Origin of the sequence: Nocardia cyriacigeorgica GUH-2 (genome assembly GCF_000284035.1) — a bacterium.
In the GTDB taxonomy this organism is placed as follows: Bacteria; Actinomycetota; Actinomycetes; order Mycobacteriales; family Mycobacteriaceae; genus Nocardia; species Nocardia cyriacigeorgica_B.
This window is the reverse complement of record NC_016887.1, coordinates 3,421,448-3,437,725: the sequence shown is the minus strand read 5'-3', so window position 1 is coordinate 3,437,725 and position 16,278 is coordinate 3,421,448. Positions and strand designations below refer to the sequence as shown.

Annotated in this window: 16 protein-coding genes; 7 read left to right on the top strand and 9 right to left on the bottom strand. The window is 68.2% G+C overall.

Translation table 11 applies throughout. The annotated features are described in order from the left end of the window. Positions 1-20: 20 nt before the first annotated feature. Positions 21-536: a hypothetical protein gene (locus tag NOCYR_RS15380; protein WP_014351305.1), complete on the bottom strand. Its 516-nt coding sequence runs from the start codon at positions 534-536 to the stop codon at positions 21-23. 136 nt (positions 537-672) lie between these two features. Beyond that, complete coding sequence (gene ligD / locus NOCYR_RS15375) at positions 673-1,617, bottom strand: non-homologous end-joining DNA ligase (RefSeq protein ID WP_048834189.1); 945 nt, start codon at positions 1,615-1,617, stop codon at positions 673-675. Between the two features lie 395 nt (positions 1,618-2,012). Here ligD and NOCYR_RS29750 point away from each other — a divergent pair, with 395 nt between their 5' ends. Continuing rightward, positions 2,013-2,339, top strand: a complete 327-nt coding sequence (locus NOCYR_RS29750; RefSeq protein WP_014351303.1) for a hypothetical protein — start codon at positions 2,013-2,015, stop codon at positions 2,337-2,339. 488 nt (positions 2,340-2,827) lie between these two features. On the opposite strand, the gene NOCYR_RS15360 is transcribed toward NOCYR_RS29750, so the two are convergent. Then, positions 2,828-3,826, bottom strand: coding sequence for an AraC family transcriptional regulator (locus NOCYR_RS15360; protein ID WP_148280657.1), 999 nt, complete (start codon positions 3,824-3,826; stop codon positions 2,828-2,830). Positions 3,827-4,098: 272 nt separating this feature from the next. Between NOCYR_RS15360 and NOCYR_RS15355 the strand changes: the two genes are divergently transcribed. From NOCYR_RS15355 to NOCYR_RS15340, 5 genes are all read left to right on the top strand, one after another. Continuing rightward, positions 4,099-6,543, top strand: a complete 2,445-nt coding sequence (locus NOCYR_RS15355; RefSeq protein WP_014351301.1) for a molybdopterin oxidoreductase family protein — start codon at positions 4,099-4,101, stop codon at positions 6,541-6,543. Then, positions 6,540-7,019, top strand: coding sequence for a hypothetical protein (locus NOCYR_RS15350; protein ID WP_014351300.1), 480 nt, complete (start codon positions 6,540-6,542; stop codon positions 7,017-7,019). The genes NOCYR_RS15355 and NOCYR_RS15350 overlap by 4 nt, the downstream gene beginning before the upstream one ends. A 132-nt stretch (positions 7,020-7,151) precedes the next feature. Then, positions 7,152-7,697, top strand: a complete 546-nt coding sequence (locus tag NOCYR_RS15345; protein WP_014351299.1) for an STAS domain-containing protein — start codon at positions 7,152-7,154, stop codon at positions 7,695-7,697. A gap of 480 nt (positions 7,698-8,177) precedes the next feature. Further along, positions 8,178-8,699, top strand: a complete 522-nt coding sequence (locus NOCYR_RS29330; RefSeq protein WP_148280656.1) for a hypothetical protein — start codon at positions 8,178-8,180, stop codon at positions 8,697-8,699. Then, positions 8,680-9,636 (top strand): hypothetical protein, encoded by a 957-nt coding sequence (locus NOCYR_RS15340; RefSeq protein ID WP_048833421.1) that lies wholly within the window; start codon positions 8,680-8,682, stop codon positions 9,634-9,636. The genes NOCYR_RS29330 and NOCYR_RS15340 overlap by 20 nt, the downstream gene beginning before the upstream one ends. 8 nt (positions 9,637-9,644) lie before the next feature. On the opposite strand, the gene NOCYR_RS15335 is transcribed toward NOCYR_RS15340, so the two are convergent. The 6 genes from NOCYR_RS15335 to NOCYR_RS29745 form a co-directional block, all read right to left on the bottom strand. After that, the gene (locus NOCYR_RS15335; protein ID WP_231855935.1) at positions 9,645-9,782 is read right to left on the bottom strand and encodes a hypothetical protein; all 138 of its coding nucleotides are present in this window, start codon (positions 9,780-9,782) and stop codon (positions 9,645-9,647) included. Positions 9,783-9,929: 147 nt separating this feature from the next. Beyond that, positions 9,930-11,255, bottom strand: a complete 1,326-nt coding sequence (locus NOCYR_RS15330; RefSeq protein WP_048833420.1) for a flavin monoamine oxidase family protein — start codon at positions 11,253-11,255, stop codon at positions 9,930-9,932. A gap of 172 nt (positions 11,256-11,427) precedes the next feature. After that, positions 11,428-12,039, bottom strand: a complete 612-nt coding sequence (locus tag NOCYR_RS15325; RefSeq protein ID WP_014351294.1) for a TetR/AcrR family transcriptional regulator — start codon at positions 12,037-12,039, stop codon at positions 11,428-11,430. 110 nt (positions 12,040-12,149) lie between these two features. Further along, positions 12,150-13,007, bottom strand: coding sequence for a polysaccharide deacetylase family protein (locus NOCYR_RS15320; protein WP_014351293.1), 858 nt, complete (start codon positions 13,005-13,007; stop codon positions 12,150-12,152). 409 nt (positions 13,008-13,416) lie between these two features. Then, positions 13,417-14,994: an ArnT family glycosyltransferase gene (locus NOCYR_RS15315; RefSeq protein ID WP_014351292.1), complete on the bottom strand. Its 1,578-nt coding sequence runs from the start codon at positions 14,992-14,994 to the stop codon at positions 13,417-13,419. Beyond that, positions 14,991-15,350 (bottom strand): hypothetical protein, encoded by a 360-nt coding sequence (locus NOCYR_RS29745; protein WP_014351291.1) that lies wholly within the window; start codon positions 15,348-15,350, stop codon positions 14,991-14,993. The genes NOCYR_RS15315 and NOCYR_RS29745 overlap by 4 nt, the downstream gene beginning before the upstream one ends. 284 nt (positions 15,351-15,634) lie before the next feature. Between NOCYR_RS29745 and NOCYR_RS15305 the strand changes: the two genes are divergently transcribed. After that, positions 15,635-16,261: a hypothetical protein gene (locus tag NOCYR_RS15305; RefSeq protein WP_014351290.1), complete on the top strand. Its 627-nt coding sequence runs from the start codon at positions 15,635-15,637 to the stop codon at positions 16,259-16,261. Positions 16,262-16,278 lie beyond the last annotated feature (17 nt).

Below are 16,278 nucleotides of genomic sequence, written 5' to 3'. Positions count from 1 at the left end.
GTGAATCATTGCTCGGCCATTTACTCCGAAACTACGGCCTCGACCTCGTCCGGTGCAGCACGGACCTCCGTAAGGCACAGGATCGTCAGTACAGGGAACGCCACCAGTGGAGTTGCGAAGACGATGTGGGCGGGTGCGTGGTGGTAGAACGCGTCGATCGGCCACCAGGCGAGAGCGGCCGCGAACAGTTGACCGAGCGTCACCAGCCATGCCCCGGCCATGAGCGTCGAGCGCCCGGAAACCCTGTCGCGCAGGAGAAGTACCGCACCTCGGCCGAGGAGCCCGGCGACGAGGAGGTAAGCGAGTGACAGCAGCGTCAGTAGGTTGTCGGCGGTGATCGACGAACCGCCGACGGACAGGTATTCGTTGCCCTGCCACTTACCTTCCTGAGACTGCATCCAGGCACCGAAGGCCTGTGCCGCCCACGCCAGCGAACCCGCAACGGCAAGCCCTGCCGCGAACCGATAGCGCGCCGTCCGGCACTGTGCCCACGCTGCCTCCGCCCGCGCAGCCGCCGATTCGTGCACGGTGATCACCCCCTCTTCGTTCCGGCCGATCAGTGTGGCAGGCAACGTTACCGGCAATGTTCTGCCCGGCCCATAACCCAAATCCACTGGCACACCCGGCGCCGACGTCGACCGGACGAGCATCCGGCCGAGTGGCGAATCCGGTTCAACTCACCGTCTCTGGCAGTTCGACCTGGTCCGGCGTCTTGTCGTTGCGCAGTCCACGCCAGCTGGGGTGGCGCAGACCTTCTCCGGTGTATTCGCGGTATTCGATGTCGCCGACGAGGACCGGGTCGACCCAGTGGGCGGTGCCGACGGCGGAGCGGGGTGGGGGCTGGGGGAATGGGGGGTCGGGGCGGGCGAGGGTGTCGAGGCGGGTGCGCAGGGAGCGGCGGACGGCGGCGGTGAAGCCGGTGCCGACGTTGCCGATGTAGACGAGGCGGCCGTCGGGGTCGTTGGCACCGAGGATGAGGGAGCCGAAAGTGGGTGCCATGGCGCCGTTTCCGGTGGTCCAGCCGGTCACGATCGCTTCGGTGTTCTTGCGCAGCGGCGTTTTGATCCAGGCGGGGGAGCGGCGGCCGGGCTGGTAGGTGGAGTCGATGCGTTTGGACACGATGCCTTCGAGATGGTTGTCGCGGGCGGCGGCCATCAAGTGTTCGGCGTCGACGTCGAGCCAGTGCGGTGGGGTGCGTACGGGTGCCTCGGTGAAGTCGAGTTCCTGCAAGCGGTCGCGTCGTCGCAGGTACGGCAGCCCGGTCAGCGAGTCGCCGCCGTCGGCGAGGATGTCGAACAGGTGCAATTGCACCGGCACCGCGGCGATCAACTGCTTGGTGGGCCGCACGACATGCATCCGGCGTTGCAGCAGGGCGAAGGACGGTGCGCCGGTCGCGGTCTGGGCGATGATCTCGCCATCGAGGACCAGTTCGCGCCCGCCTGCCACTGCGCCGAGTGCGCCGGCGAGTTCGGGATAGGACCCGGTGATGTCGCGCTGATTGCGGCTGTAGAGCCGGCATTCGCCGCCGCGGCAGACGACGATGGCCCGCACCCCGTCCCACTTCATCTCGACCGCCCAGTCGGCATCATCGGGCGGCCGTCCTGCGACGGCCAGCATCGGCGCCGGAACCGCGACCACCGTCACAGCGTATCCGCAGCATCGCAGCGCGGAGCAAGTCGAACCACGGTATGCCTGGACTGTTACCCGGCATTCACCCGATATCCGGGCGAATCCGGCATGCGCAGCGACCCGATAGTTATCCGGGATCCCGGACGTGACGGGTCGTTCCTCGCCTCCGGCACAAATAGTCGCTGCATGATTGCTGATGACGGTTTCGGCTACCTTTCTATCTCATTCTCGTCGTGCCCGGGCGTTTCGTCCTACGATTCAACCTCCGGTTCGAATGCGTTCTAGCAGGGAAAACGGAAGGGGAAGTCGTGGTCGCGATCAGGGGAGAGCGGAATTCGCTGAGTGGACGCCATCGTGCGGTCCGGGCGCGGAGCAGTCGGCCGTTGTCGGCGGTGGATCTGGTCACCGGCGCACTGGTACTGGTCGCGGCCACCGCCGCACTGGCAGGTCCGGTGACCGCCGCGCTGTTGATGCGACGTCACGGCGCCGCGCTGTCGGGCACGGCGCCGGCCTGGTCGCTGGGGTTGGCGCTGGTGGCGACCGTGCTGACATCGGGCACCGCGGCCGCGCTGCTCGTCATGGCGTGGCGCCGGGCCCGGCCGCGTTCGCGCGCCGTGGGCAGTGATCGCGCTGTGGTCCGAGTCGCCTCGGAACGCCGGCTCGCCGCCGGATACCCGCCGCGGGAGCTCGCCGACAGGGGCGTGCGATGACCGTGGCCGGCGCGTGCGCGACCGGCGCCGATCGCCGTCATGTGCAACTACTGGTCGTCGTGCGCGATCCGGTCCGCTGCGCGGCGAGAGTGTCCGAGTTGCTGGAACGGTCGTCGCACCGCTGGCGGGGCCGGGTGAACGCCGGCGGACTTGCGGTGCTGCGTCGCTGGTCGCCGACTGAGCTCGCGGGATTGGCACCCGGGGCGCGCTGCCCGGTCGACGTGATCGAGGCCGTTGTCGCCGAGGCCGATATGGGCACCGGCGACCTCGCCGGCGACCTCGCCACCACCCTGACGCTGCACGCCGTGTGCCCGGTGGTGATCGAACCGATGACGTTCTCGGCGCCGAACCGGCCGGGCCTGTCGATCTCGATCTACGGGTCGCCCGACGACGACGTGGGCCTGGCCGAAGCGCTCCTGGACGTCCTGGCCCTGGATGAGTGCCTGACGGTGACCGGCCGGATCACCTACCGATCACCAGCGGTGTCCTCAGCCGGTCCCGGACCGCTCCGCGGCCAGCGCCCGCTCCCGGAACTCGGCCGGGCTCATCCCGGTTTCGGCACGGAACACCCGGAAGAAGTTGCGGTCACCGCCGAACCCGCACGCGTGCGCGATCGAAGCCACCGTCTGGTCCGGATGGTCCACCAGTAGTGCCCGGGCGCGCTGGATCCGCAGTTGTCGCACCAGCTTCATCGGCCCGCCCCACGGCTCGGCCAGCAGCCGGTGCACCCGCCGCCGCGACATCCCGCAGCCCCGCGCGATCGTCTCGACATCCAGTTCCGGATCGGTGAGGTGATGGTTGACGAACGCCATCACCCGTTCGTGCTCGACAGTGAGCGCCGCCGGTTCGCTGGGCCGCCCACCGGATCCGAGCGCCATCCCGGCGCCGAGGAGTTCGATCCCGGCCCGCAGCAACGCCGGTGCGGCCGGTTCCGGGATGGGCCCGGCCGCCAGCCGGTGGAAGAAGTCGAGCACCAGTGCCCCCGGACCGCCCGGATCCAGGACCACCGCGGTCGGGAAACGGTCGGCACCTAGGCCGGACGCCGCCAGCACCAGGTCGCGGTCGGCGCGGACCATCAACGCGGTGAACCCGTCGGTCTGCAGCAGCTGAGGGTGGTCGTCGTCGATGATGTACATCGATCCGGCCGGAGCGCTCAACCGCTGCCGATCGATCTCGACCTCGCAGCCGCCCACCAGGGGCATCACCGCCACCACCGACGACCGATCCGAGCGCGCGATGTGCCGGGCCGTGCGCCGCGCGAGTTCGGCGGCATTGCGTGCCGTCGCGAGCGCGATCGGGTCGGAATACACCAGTGGGGTCAGCGCCGCATGAAACGGACCCGCACTGATCGGCTGCATCGAACACGAGGTCATGCCGTCGCTGATCACGGCTTCCCACATGTCGAACGCCTCCTGCGGCGCCACGGCCGCGGTGGAGATCGTCTCCCGCCCACCACCACCTCGTCCATCCTCGCGAGTATTCCGCACCGACTCGCTGATCAGCGGTAAGACGAGCGCCGGCGGCACAGATTCACTTGCACCGCTATCGACCGCGCCGCGCCGACATCCCGCGCGAGTAGGCGGCTGCCCGCTCCGGGCGCCGGGCGGCTGATCACCTCACGTGATGACATGCGCTCTCACGCCACAGCTCGACGGGCTTGTGGACATCGGCTACACCGATCCGGGCGAGGCACCCACCTCCGGGCATGCCCGTGGCTGTGCGCCTTGTTGAGTCCGGCCATCGCGGGTATGCGGCATGCATGGACAACCGTGATCGCATCGCCGACCCGTGGGGTGCCCGCACCCCTTATGCGCCGGGACAGCAGTGGCCCCAGCGTGTCGACAGCTACCTCGCCGAGGGCGTTGACCCGGACTCGGTGCGCTGGGTGCAGACGGCCTCGGTCCTGCATTCCGATGGCGACGCCTTCGACATCGCGGTGCGCGACGGGGCGATGGTGGGGGTGCGCGGGCGCGGGGTCGATCGCGTCAACCGCGGCCGCCTCGGCCCCAAGGATCTGTTCGGCTGGCAGGCCAACGCTGCCCCGGATCGGCTGACCCGGCCCCTGGTCCGGGTCGGCGGTCAGTTGGTGGAGACCGATTGGGACACCGCGATGGACCGCATCGTGGCGCACAGCAAGCGATTGCTGGCCGAACGGGGTCCGTCATCGATCGGCTTCTATACCTCGGGTCAGCTGTTCCTGGAGGAGTACTACACGCTGGCGCTGATCGCTCACGGTGCGATCGGCACCAACCATCTCGACGGCAACACCCGGCTCTGTACGGCCACCGCCGCCGCCGCGTTGAAGGAATCGTTCGGCTGCGACGGCCAGCCCGGCTCCTACAGCGATGTCGACCACGCCGACGTGATCGCCCTGTTCGGCCACAATGTCGCCGAGACCCAGACCGTGCTGTGGTCGCGGATGCTGGACCGGCTCGCCGGGCCCGAGCCGCCCGCGATCGTCTGCGTCGATCCGCGCACCACCCCGGTGGCCGAACGCGCCACAGTGCACCTGCGCCCGCTCCCTGGCACAAATGTGGCATTGATGAACGCACTGTTGCACGAGATCATCGCCAACGACTGGGTCGATTACGACTACATCGGCGCGCACACGGTCGGTTTCGCCGAGCTGCGACGCCGGGTGGCGGACTATCCGCCGGAGCAGGCCGCCGCGATCTGCGACGTTCCCGCCGCTGATATCCGCCGCGCGGCGCGGCTGCTCGGCACCGCACGCCGGTTGCTGTCGACGGTGCTGCAGGGTTTCTATCAATCCCACCAGGCCACCGCCGCCGCGGTGCAGGTCAACAATGTGCATCTGGTGCGCGGGATGCTGGGCCGGCCCGGTTGCGGTGTCTTGCAGATGAACGGCCAGCCCACCGCAGAGAACACTCGCGAATGCGGTGCCGACGGCGACCTGCCGGGCTTCCGCAACTGGGCCAACGACAGCCATGTCACGGATCTGGCGCGGGTGTGGAATCTGGATCCGGAGCAGATTCCGCATTACGGGCCACCGACACACGCGATGCAGATGCTGCGCTACGCCGAACAGGGCTCGCTGGCCATGCTGTGGGTCAGCGCCACCAATCCGGCGGTCTCGCTGCCGGAGCTGGGACGCGTCCGTGAGATCCTGGCCCAGGACCGGCTGTTGCTGGTGGTGCAGGATATTTTCCGCACCGAGACCGCCGAGTTGGCCGACGTGGTCCTGCCCGCGGCGGCCTGGGGCGAGAAGACCGGAACCTTCACCAATGCCGACCGCACCGTGCACCTGTCCGAGCAGGCCTTGGCGCCACCCGGCCAGGCGCGATCGGACCTCGAGATCTTCCTCGACTACGCCCGCCGCATGGATTTCCGCGACAAGGACGGGCAACCCCTGCCGTCGTGGCACGATCCGGAATCGGCGTTCGAGGAGTGGAAGCGTTGCTCGGCCGGGCGGCCCTGCGATTACAGCGGCATCAGCTACGGCCTGCTGCGTGGCGGATCCGGGATCCAATGGCCGTGCCATGAGTCCGCGCCCGAGGGCACCGAGCGCCTCTACGCCGGAGGCCGCTTCTGGAGCAGCCCCGACTACTGCGAAGAATATGGCAAAGACCTGATCACCGGGGCGCCGCTGGAACCGGTCGAATACCGGGCGATGAACCCCGACGCCAAGGCGATGATCAAGGCAGCCGAATACCTGCCCGCCCATGAGCGGCCCAGCGGCCGCTTTCCGTTCGCCTTGATCACCGGCCGCACGCTCTTCCACTTCCACACCAGGACCAAGACCGGGCGAGTGCCGCAATTGCGCGCCGCCGCACCGGCGCCGTGGGTGGAGATCGCCGCCGCTGACGCCGCCGAGCTCGGCATCACCGAGGGCGATCTGCTGGAACTGGCTTCCGCGCGCAGCACCATCCGGGCCCGCGCCCGTGTGTCGAGGATCCGGCCGGGCGTGCTGTTCGTGCCCTTCCATTACGGATACTGGGATGTCGAGCATCCCGGCCACGATCGCGCCGCCAACGAAATCACCGTCACCGACTGGGATCCGGTGTCCAAACAACCCCTGTTCAAGATTTCTGCGGCGTCGGTCCGCATCCTCGCCCGGGGAAGCGACCCCGCCCCCGCGCCGACCAACACCGCCTCGGCGCCGCTGGACGATTCGGTGCCGCCCACCCGCGGGGGAGCGCAGGCGATGGCGGATTCGGAGACGACGGCATCGAGGAGCTCGCTGTGAAACTGGAACTGCTGCTCGATGAACTACACCGCGGTGAGCACCGGCTCGAACACGACCTCACCGCCGTATCGGCGCGCCACCACGCCGAGCACGAAATCCGCTATATCGCACGCGACCTGGCAGCGTGGTCGCGCGACCATCTGGACCGGCTCGAACGCGTCGGCCCGCAGCACGGCGCCGGAACGCACCGGCTGGGCAGCCTGAGATCGATCACCGCCCCACTCCAGCGACAGGTCAGCGACCTGCTGGCCCGTCGCCCGGAACCCGGCATCGTGCTGCTCATGGACCTGCGCCACCTGCACCGGGTGAGCGCGGGCGTTTCGCTGGACTGGGAACTGCTCGCGCAGGCCGCGCAGGCGCTGCGGAAACCGGATCTGCTGGAACTGGCACAGACCTGCCATCCGCAGACGTTACGCCAGCTGCGCTGGACGAACGCCATGCTGAAGGTGCTCTCCCCGCAGATCATCGCGAGCTGACCGCCGCGTTGTGCCGATCCGGCCGTTCCGGCGACGCGATGTCGTAGACTGGTCGGTATTCGAGGTTTGCCTTCAGAATGCAGGGTGGCCTGATCAGGGCGCTGAGGCGCACGGACCTGATTCGGGAGCATGATGGCACCACATTCGGAGTTCGACACCACCCCGTCACCGCGTCGTGAGATCTCCTCGCTGTGCGGGCAGCCCGACCCGAAGGACCGGCTGGTGTGCTGCCGCCGGCGCCGCGGGCGATCCATCGTGCTGTCGATACGCGGTGAGGCCGACGCCTTCACGCTGCCGGTCTGGCGGCAGGAAATCATCGAAGCCGCCGACGAAGCACGCGCCAAAGGCGGCGGGCTGATCGTCGACACCACCCGGCTCAACTTCCTGTCCTGGCGCACCCTGGCAACGCTGGCCGAAGACGCGCAGCGTTATGGGCGCGAGGGCGTCCCGGTGTGTCTGGTCAGCACGAGTTCCACCGTCTTCCGGCTGGCGAGCGTCGACCCGCGTGTCGCGCGGTTACCGATCCATTCGACGGTGGTGAGCGCGCTGACGAGGCTCGAACTCGCCCGGCGCGGGTCGGTGGCTCCGCGGGCGCGTCACCAGCAGACCAGACTGCCGGTCACCGATCAGTCACCGACCGGACACGAGGGCGGATACAGCCCGACCAACGGCCGCTGATCCGGACGCGAGCGCTACCGCGTTCGCGCCGGAGAACAATTCCGAATCCCACCACGGAATTTCGTCCGGTGGGCCTGCTGACCTGCTTCAATTAGCTATCCGGCGAGGTCGATTGCCGGGAGTGGAGGGTGGGCGATGGCTCCGCAGGCGACTATTTCGGCTCTCGGTCTTGACGGTGTGGTCGGGGATGATCGGGGGAGAACAGGCGCGCGGATCGTTCCGATGTTCGTCATCGCGGCGGCGTCGGCGTTGATCTGTGCGGGTTGTGGGACCGCGCCCCCTACTGCTCGCGCACCACACACTCCGCCGAGCGCGAATTCGGCTGTCGCGACGGCACCGAACGGTCCGGCGGTCGCGACACCACCGGACGGTCACGTTCCCGGAAATTCGCAGGGCGGGCAGGCGCCACGCCCTGGTCCGGGAACCGGTGGGCCGGTGCCGGTTCCAGGGCAGCCCAATCGTGGTGGTGGAGGAGGAGGTGTGCCTGTAGCGCCGATCAAGATCCAAACGCCAGGTTTCATGCAGGGGTTTCCCATACACGTGGTCGTCAACTGGATGGAAGTTCAGATCAGCAAACAGTGCGTCGGGTGCGTGACGGTGACGACAGCTGTGAAGCAGGACGACACGTACACACAATGCGAGTACGCCAACGACTTCACAGGTGGCGAACCGGTTCCCCAATCACCTGGCGACGACAAGTCCTACTTCACTGTGGCGCCGGGTGGCACGGTGGTGTTGCTGACCGGATCGAGGCCCTGCGAGCCCGAGGATTCCGATGGGGACACGGGTGAGGAAGACACCAGCGGCACGGGCGACGGTGACACTGGTGGTACAGGCGAGGGTGACCCTGGTAGTACAGGTGAAGGTGACACTGGTGGTACCGGTGAGGGTGACTCCGGCGGTCCAGGTGAGGGTGACACCGGCGGTACAGACGAAGGCGGAAGCTCTGGCGAGGGTGTGACCGAGACCCCCGAGACCGGTGATGGCGCAGCAGTCCCGTGAACCAGCGCCCGACAGCGCGGAGCCGGATAGCGATACGTCGTCATCCTCGCCATTCGAAGGATTCGGCAAGGTAGCAGCGACTTTCGGTCAATTTGTCGCGCCGACGACGCTGCTGACCGCGTTGCTGTTCTACTTCGGTTGGAACCACGTGTATTGGTATTTCCGCCATTTCGGCGTCGAGTCGGCCAGTCTGCATCCCAGCATTACCGACTATCTGATCCGCAGTGTCGACGCGCTGTTCGTCCCGCTGATCGTCGCCGGGGTGATCGGTATGGGCCTGACCTGGGGTTATCTCGCCCTACCGGAATCGATGCGCGGCGCCCCACCCAGGCGGTGGTTGTTGCGGGCGCTGACCGCGATCGCGGTGCTGTTGCTGGCTTTCGGGTTGAGCCGATTGTTCCTCGTGTTCCCGCTCAACAACATGCTCGGCGCAGCGCCGTTGTCGGTGATCGCCGGTGTCGGCTTGCTCTGGTACGTCGTCCTGCAACGCAGGCAGCGGTTGCGGGAGCGTGATCCCGAGGCGTCGCCGCGGTCGGAGGCGGCGGCGGTGATCGAGTGGACGATCCTGTTCGTCGTCGTCGGCATCAGCCTGTTCTGGATCGCCACCGACTATTCCGCGGCCGTCGGCAGCTCCCGCGCCCATATGTCGACCGCGGAAATCCCTTACAGCCCAGGCGTTATCGTCTACAGCGAAAAGGACCTGCACCTGTCCAGCGCGGACGTGCGCAAAATCGCCTGCGATCCGGCCGACCATGCCGGCTACCGGTTCCGCTACGACGGCCTGGTGATGCTCACCCACATCGGCGACCAATACGTCTTGCTTCCACGCAACTGGCCCACCCACCGCGGCGCCGCCATCGTCTTGCCGGCCTCCTCACCCGGCGCGGTGCGCTTCGAGTTCCGCCTGGCCGACAACCCCGCCGGCGACCGGTGCTGATCGCCGCCCTACACCAACTCGACCTCGTCGAACTCCACCGTCATCCGATGCTGCCGTTCCCGCAGCACGCCCCCTTCACGGTGCGCGATGCCCTCGCTGAACCCGATCCGCAGCCGTTCCCGCCGCGCGTCCACTTCCCAGACCACTCCGCAGACCCCCGCTGAACGGGCCTTCCGGGAAGATCACGACATCGCCTGGCGCGTATTCGGTAAACCCCACGCCGCCACAGTAATCGACTCGGCGGCGCGGCGCGTGGGTCTGTCGTGCGCGGTGCGTTGGGCGAGTGGCGCGTACTAGCGGCCGGCAGGATCCAGCTCGTTCAACGCCACCAGGACTTCGTGGGCCGCTCGGGTGCCCGATTCGATGGCGCCGTCGAGGTAGCCGGGGTGGCTGTTCGCGGTTTCGGCTCCGGCCCAATGGAGATCGCCCACCGGGGTGGAGGGGAAGGGTGAAAAACCGTCGGTGGTGCCGGGTTCGGGGAGGGCGACGTAGCCGCCGCCTGCGTATTCGTCACGGTGCCAGGCCTTTTCGTGCCAATCGGCCGGTTCGGTCACTTCGGGGCCGATATGTGGGACCAATGGGCCGAGGATGGCGGATCGGCGGGCGGCGGGGTCGAGGTGGTCGAGGTCGCGGGCTTGGGGGCCGGAGGTGAGGACACACAGGTGGCCGGGGCCGCCGGGCGGGCTGGTATCGAAGACGGCGCTGCCGGGGTTGTCGAGCAGGAGGAATTCGGCGGCGTTGCGGCTTCGCCAGAACGGGCGTTCGTAGATCGCGATCGCTTTGTAGACCGAACCCATGTAGGTGTTGTGATTGAGGGCAGTGCGGCTCGGTGGCAGGGCTGGTTCGAAGGCGATGTGACGCTGCATCGGAGCCGGCACGGTGACGATCACCTTCGCGGCGTGGATCTCCTCCGCCGAGGTGCGCACAGTGACGCCACCCTCGCCGCGGCTGATCGAGGTGACCCGCTGCCCGCACCGCACGCGCGCACCGAGTTCGCCTGCCAAACCGTCGACGAGCGTGCCCACACCCTCGGTCAGCAGAAATTCCTGCGCCCCACCCCCGGTCGACAGGATGTTTCGCAGTCCGCCCTGGGACCGGATCATCGTGCTCATGGCCTGGATGGAGAGCCGGTCGAGGTCGGCCGTCCACGAGACCAGGGCGAGCACCTCGAGCAGCCGGCGCGCGGTGCGGCCGGGCACCCGCGCCAACCATTGCTGGACGGTGGTGTCGTTCCACCGCGACGGCGTGCCGGTCCGCGACAGTACTTCGACTCCGGCCAGGACGAGCCCGGCCGCGATCATCGACGGGTCGATCGGTGACAGCCGGCGAGATCCCGACACCACGGCGGGAAAGCGCCCGGTGTGCATGGGAAAGGGGGTGAGGCCGAAATCGGCGGCCAGCGCGGTGAGCCGATGATGATCGTGGCCGATCCACTGACCGCCGAGGTCCACCCGTGAGCCCAGGATCGTGGTCTCACTCATCGCTCGTCCGCCGACCCGCTCGGCCGCTTCGAGCACGATCACTTCGACGCCGCGGCGGTGCAGCGTGCGGGCCGCCGTCAACCCGGACAGGCCCGCGCCCACCACGACCACTGTCCGTCCACTTGGTTCGTTACCCATGGCTCAGCCCTTCTTCGCAGAGTGTTGGGACGCGTACCCGGCAAGAGATCCCGGTAGCGCTAACCAGAATAAGTCGGTCGCCCGTACGACTTTTACGATAAGCGGCGGTCGCCGGACGCGCAAGAGTGGAGGCGAGCCTGGAAAGGTGGTTTCGGTCTCGGCGCTGCGTGCGCTACTGCGAGACGGGCCGCGGATCGGCGAAACCGACGATCATGTCCACCGCGCGGTCGAGATCGCGGCGGGCGCGCGCGGGGTCGGGATTGGTGACGTACTGCATGATCAGGCCGTCCACCGCGGCGAATCCGAGCCGGCCGAGCGTGTCGAAATCCACCGCGCAGCGTTCACCCGATGCCCGCGCGGCCGCTTCGCAGAATTCGCTGATCAATGCGGCATAGCGCTCGCACAGCAGCCGGGCCAGCCCGCCCGGCCCCTCGCTGCGCACCGAATACATGGCCAGCTCGTACTGCATGACCTGGAGTCCGGGGTCGTGTTCGACGAGCTTTTCCCAGACGTTGGTGACCGCGTGCCGGATGGCGTGTTCGACGCCTTGGTCGAGTTCCACGCCGGCGCGCGCCGTTGCCAGGGCGTCATCGACCACGGCGGTGATGACCGCGCGCAGCATCTTGTCCTTGCTCGGGAACACGTAATGCAACGTGCCCAGGGGAATGCCGGCCTCGACCGCGACCGCGCGCGTCGTGATACCGCCGACTCCGACCGCACTGAGCACCCGGATCGCCGCCGCGACGATCTGTCCCTCGCGTTCGGCTGCTTTGACGTAGGCCATCGGTTCCTCCTCATCCGGCCGATCGCGCCTCGCACGTCGAGAGCTGCGTAACGAGAAATATCGGACGAACGACCGAGTCAAGGATAGCGAGCGGACGGCTGCGGGGGGTTTCAGCCCTGCGTGGTGGCCGCGTAGTGCTCGGCGATCTCATCGCTGGTGGTGAGCCAGACGCCGTGATGGCCGGCGATGTAGTCCAGCGCCTGGTCGAGGTATTTCGCGCGGTAGGGCTGGCCGGTGACGAACGGGTGCAGGGCCAGCGCCATCACCCGGCCGCTGCGGGCGGAATCGGCGTAGAGCTGGTCGAACTGATCGGTCACTATCTGCACGAATTCGGGGCCGGTGAAGCTGTTCATCGTGAACAGGCCCAGATCGTTGAGTTCGACCGAATACGGCACGCTCACCATGCCGGGCACGTTGAGCCGGAACGGCTGGTCGTCGGCGGTCCAGTCGAGCAGGTAGGTCAGGCCGAGTTCGGCCAGGATCGCGGGGGTGTCGAAGGTTTCGCTGAGGGCCGGTCCCAGCCAGCCGCGCGGCCGCTGCCCGGTGGCCTTCTCGATCGTGGCGACCACGTCGGTCAGGTAGGCGCGTTCGTCCTCGACGGCCGATTGCACGGTGGCATTGTCGCGACCGTGCGCCAGCCACGCCCAGTCGCGCTGCTGCCCGGCGGCGATGATCTGCGGATACCGCTCACAGACCGCGCTGTTGACCAGCGCGCTGGCGCGGATGCCGTGCCGATCGAGGATCTCCGCGATACGCCAGATGCCCACTCGCGGCCCGTAATCGCGCCACCCGTAGTTGAGCGGGTCGGGCACCAGTCCGGCGGTGGCCTCGTTGGGGCTGGTGGCGGGCGCGTCGACCGTGAAATGTTCGATATTCAGACCGACATAGAACGCGACGCGGGCGCCGCCGGGCCACTGGATCGGCTCGCGATCCACGATCGGGCTGTAGTCGTAGAGCGCGTTGTCCATAGGAGGTCCTTCCGGTTGCGTGGGCACGCGCAACCGACGCACCCGGGCGGCCGGTGAGCCAGCGAATCGGTGGCCCGTCACCGGCACGCAACGCCACCGCCGCGAACGGTATGCGCTGCGGCGCGCCGGCGCGAGCGCTACAGGCGACGTCCATGGGACCGCAAGGGACATCAGGTTGTGGTCGCAACCAACCGGCATCCGGTCGAGCAGTGATTTGCCCAGACGTAGCCGGAAGGCATGGGGCCATCCCGGTGCCCTGCGTACCGTGAGAACTGCCCTGGTCGGAAACGATGTGAACGGCAAGCCCATTCGCGACCACTTGCTTGCCGCGCCCCCTGCGATGGACCGTCGATCGGCCGCGGCGGGCTCCCGCGCGGGATCCGCAGCCCGCGCGGGAGCATCCCTTCGTTCACGTCCCGTGCTCGATAGGCAACGTCATCATCTCGGGCCAGATCTGCGACCACGGCCGCACCGGCTCGGTGCAGAACCAGACCCGGATCCCATGGTTCACGCCTTGAAATCCGACGGGATCGTCCAGGCGCGCAACCGGAATCGCGGTGGCGAAGCGCTCCGACACCGTTTCCGTGATGCTGTCGCCGCCGACGTAGAGCACGCGCGTCGCGGTATCCGGTGGCGGGCCGAAATAGCCGTAGCCGCGGCTCGGACTGAACACCGGTGGTAGCTCGCGATCACCGAGCACTTCCAGAGCGCTGGCCTGCCAATAGTTCTGCGTCACGATCACCACCTGGGCGCGATCGGGCTCCGGCAGCGCCGCCACGGCCCCCTCGACGGTGTCGGCCAGCTGCGGCCATCCACGCAGCCCGAAGAACTGCGCGCGCACCGCCATATCCCCGTTGCGGATGGCCGGAGTGTGCAGCAACGTATGCGGCAGCGGCAGCACGCACACCGCCGCGACGACGACCACGACCCCGCCCGCGAAGTAGACCGGCAGCAGCCTGCGCATCCAGCCGCGCAGCCCGTCACCGGCCAGATACACCGCGGCGGTCGCGAAGAAGACCGCGAACCCACTGCCCAGGTAGTACGGTCGCAGCCCGGCCACGAGCACCGCCAGCAGCGGCAGCACACCCATCGGCAGCAGGAACCGGTACGGCCGCAGCCCTGGCGCCCGCGCCACCGTCCAGATACCGATCAGCAGCAGAATTCCGCTCGGCCCCGTCGTGAGCACGAGTTCCCGGACCGTCGAGGCGAGATGGCTGTCGACCATGGTGGTCTGCTCCGCCCGGATCGCGGCGCCCATGGCCAGTTGCGGCCAGCCGTGCCCGGCCTGCCACAGCAGCGCCGGAACCGTCGAGAGTGCGAGCAGAACGGTCGCGGCCCACAGCGCCGGCCTGCGCAACAACTCCCGCGGACCCCACCCGAGCACACCCAGCCCCAGCAGCGCCCACACCGCCACCACCAGCCACTTCACCTGGAAATCGACCGCCGCGACGGCACCGGCCACCAGCAACAGCAGATCCTGGCGGGTGCGCATCCAGCGGATCAACAGCCAGCAGATCAGCGTGGTCAACGCCGCGTCATAGGCGAAGGTGCTGATCGCCGCCGACTGCTGCACCGAGAACGGGGTGCAGACATACCCGAGCGCCGCGATCAGCTGCGCGGCCCGGCCGCCGCCGAGTTCCCGGGCGATGAGTGCGGCCAGCAGCACCGTCGCCACCGTGAGCGCGACGGACGGAAGGCGAAGCAGCACAGCCGAACCCGGCACCACCAGATCGGACAGATACGCCTGCAGTGGCACCAGCGGCCCCTGATCGGCGTAACTCCACGACAGCCGACGCCCGGCCGGCACCATGTACAGCTCATCGCCCCACAACGGATACCGGCCCAGCCGGATGGTCAGGATCAGCGCGAGCGGGACGGCAAGCACCGCCAATTCTCGCCAGGCAATCGGTGGCACCTCGGCCGGCAGACCGGTGCGCTCGGGCCGGGCGGCAGCATCGCGCGCGCCCTCGGAGTCGGTGGACGTCACAACCAGGCCGCATCCCACGGATCGCGCCACGCGGATTCGGGCACCTCGAACACGGCCGCCTCGCCACGGTCGGCCAGCACGTGCAGCAATGACGCCGCCGGCACGGTCAGTCCCGCAATATGCCCGGGCAGGGTGAACACCATCCGGGCGCGGGCCCGCCGGCATTCCTGCACCAGATCCAGGAACGCGCCCGGCACGAGCGAGGAGAAGTCGGTGCGCTCGTGGAAGATGGCGGCCATATCGAAACCCATCCGGCGGGCGATGGCGATCAGGCGTTGATCGCAGCGCAGCGGTTCGATATCGACGAGCAGTTCGTCGCGCAAATAGCCGTAGGCCAGGGGAGACAACGCTGTCATGGTCAGTTCACCACCTTCGATGGCCTCGAACCGGCGAACCAGATGTCTCGCTGCCCCGAGGCCGACCCCGATCGTCGCGGGTCTGTGCTGAAAATGTAGGGCGCCGGGCCGCACGCCAGCAGGGCTGTCGCTAGATGTTGTGAGCACTCCTAGCAGCGCGCCGCCGCCATTGTCGTTCGACGCGGTCGGCACCGTTCCTCGCGGTTGTGGCCGCGCTCGGGTGCGTATCCGGGTGCGAACCGGGTATGCGATATCCACATCAGCTATCGATGATTGGAGGCGTCATGACCGACGTCGACGAGAATGTTTCGACCGGACAGGGCAGCCGGTTGCGTATTCCGCGCAGCCGTGGCGCCGTGGGTGGGCTGGTGGTGCTGCTCCTGGGCATCTGGGGCGCGCTCATCCCGTTCATCGGACCGTACTTCGACTTCACCTACACACCCGACGATCCCTGGGTGTGGACCGCGGCCCGCGGCTGGTTGCAGGTGCTGCCGGGCGTGGCGGCGATCGTGGGTGGACTGCTCATGCTGATGAGCAGGAACCGCGTGGTGGCCAGTTTCGGCGGATGGTTGTCGGTGGCGGCGGGCGTGTGGTTCGTGATCGGGCCGGTGCTGGCCGATCTGCTGCGGCTCGGCGATATCGGTGAGCCGGTCGCGACCTCCGACCTGAAACGCGCGCTGCTGCAACTGACCTTCTTCTACGGGCTCGGCGCGCTCATCCTGTTCTTCGCCGCGACCTCGCTGGGCCGGCTGTCGGTGCGTAGCGCACGCGATATCGCCTTCGCCCGGCGCGAGGTGGCGGCCGAGGCGGCCGGGCGTCGTATCGACGAACCGGTGGTACCGGCCGACGCGCCCGAAACGGAGTCGCGCAGGCACTGGCGCAAACCGCATATGCGCCACCGGCCTGTCTAGGAAGCGCAGCAGTCCTG

Bases quoted from the DNA above. Each gene is read 5' to 3' on its own strand.
- ligD (WP_048834189.1), bottom strand. From the start codon at position 1,617: ATGCTGGCCGTCGCAGGACGGCCGCCCGATGATGCCGACTGGGCGGTC.
- NOCYR_RS15355 (WP_014351301.1), top strand. From the start codon at position 4,099: ATGGACAACCGTGATCGCATCGCCGACCCGTGGGGTGCCCGCACCCCT.
- NOCYR_RS15345 (WP_014351299.1), top strand. From the start codon at position 7,152: ATGGCACCACATTCGGAGTTCGACACCACCCCGTCACCGCGTCGTGAG.
- NOCYR_RS15340 (WP_048833421.1), top strand. From the start codon at position 8,680: ATGGCGCAGCAGTCCCGTGAACCAGCGCCCGACAGCGCGGAGCCGGAT.
- NOCYR_RS15330 (WP_048833420.1), bottom strand. From the start codon at position 11,255: ATGGGTAACGAACCAAGTGGACGGACAGTGGTCGTGGTGGGCGCGGGC.
- NOCYR_RS15325 (WP_014351294.1), bottom strand. From the start codon at position 12,039: ATGGCCTACGTCAAAGCAGCCGAACGCGAGGGACAGATCGTCGCGGCG.
- NOCYR_RS15320 (WP_014351293.1), bottom strand. From the start codon at position 13,007: ATGGACAACGCGCTCTACGACTACAGCCCGATCGTGGATCGCGAGCCG.
- NOCYR_RS29745 (WP_014351291.1), bottom strand. From the start codon at position 15,350: ATGACAGCGTTGTCTCCCCTGGCCTACGGCTATTTGCGCGACGAACTG.
- NOCYR_RS15305 (WP_014351290.1), top strand. From the start codon at position 15,635: ATGACCGACGTCGACGAGAATGTTTCGACCGGACAGGGCAGCCGGTTG.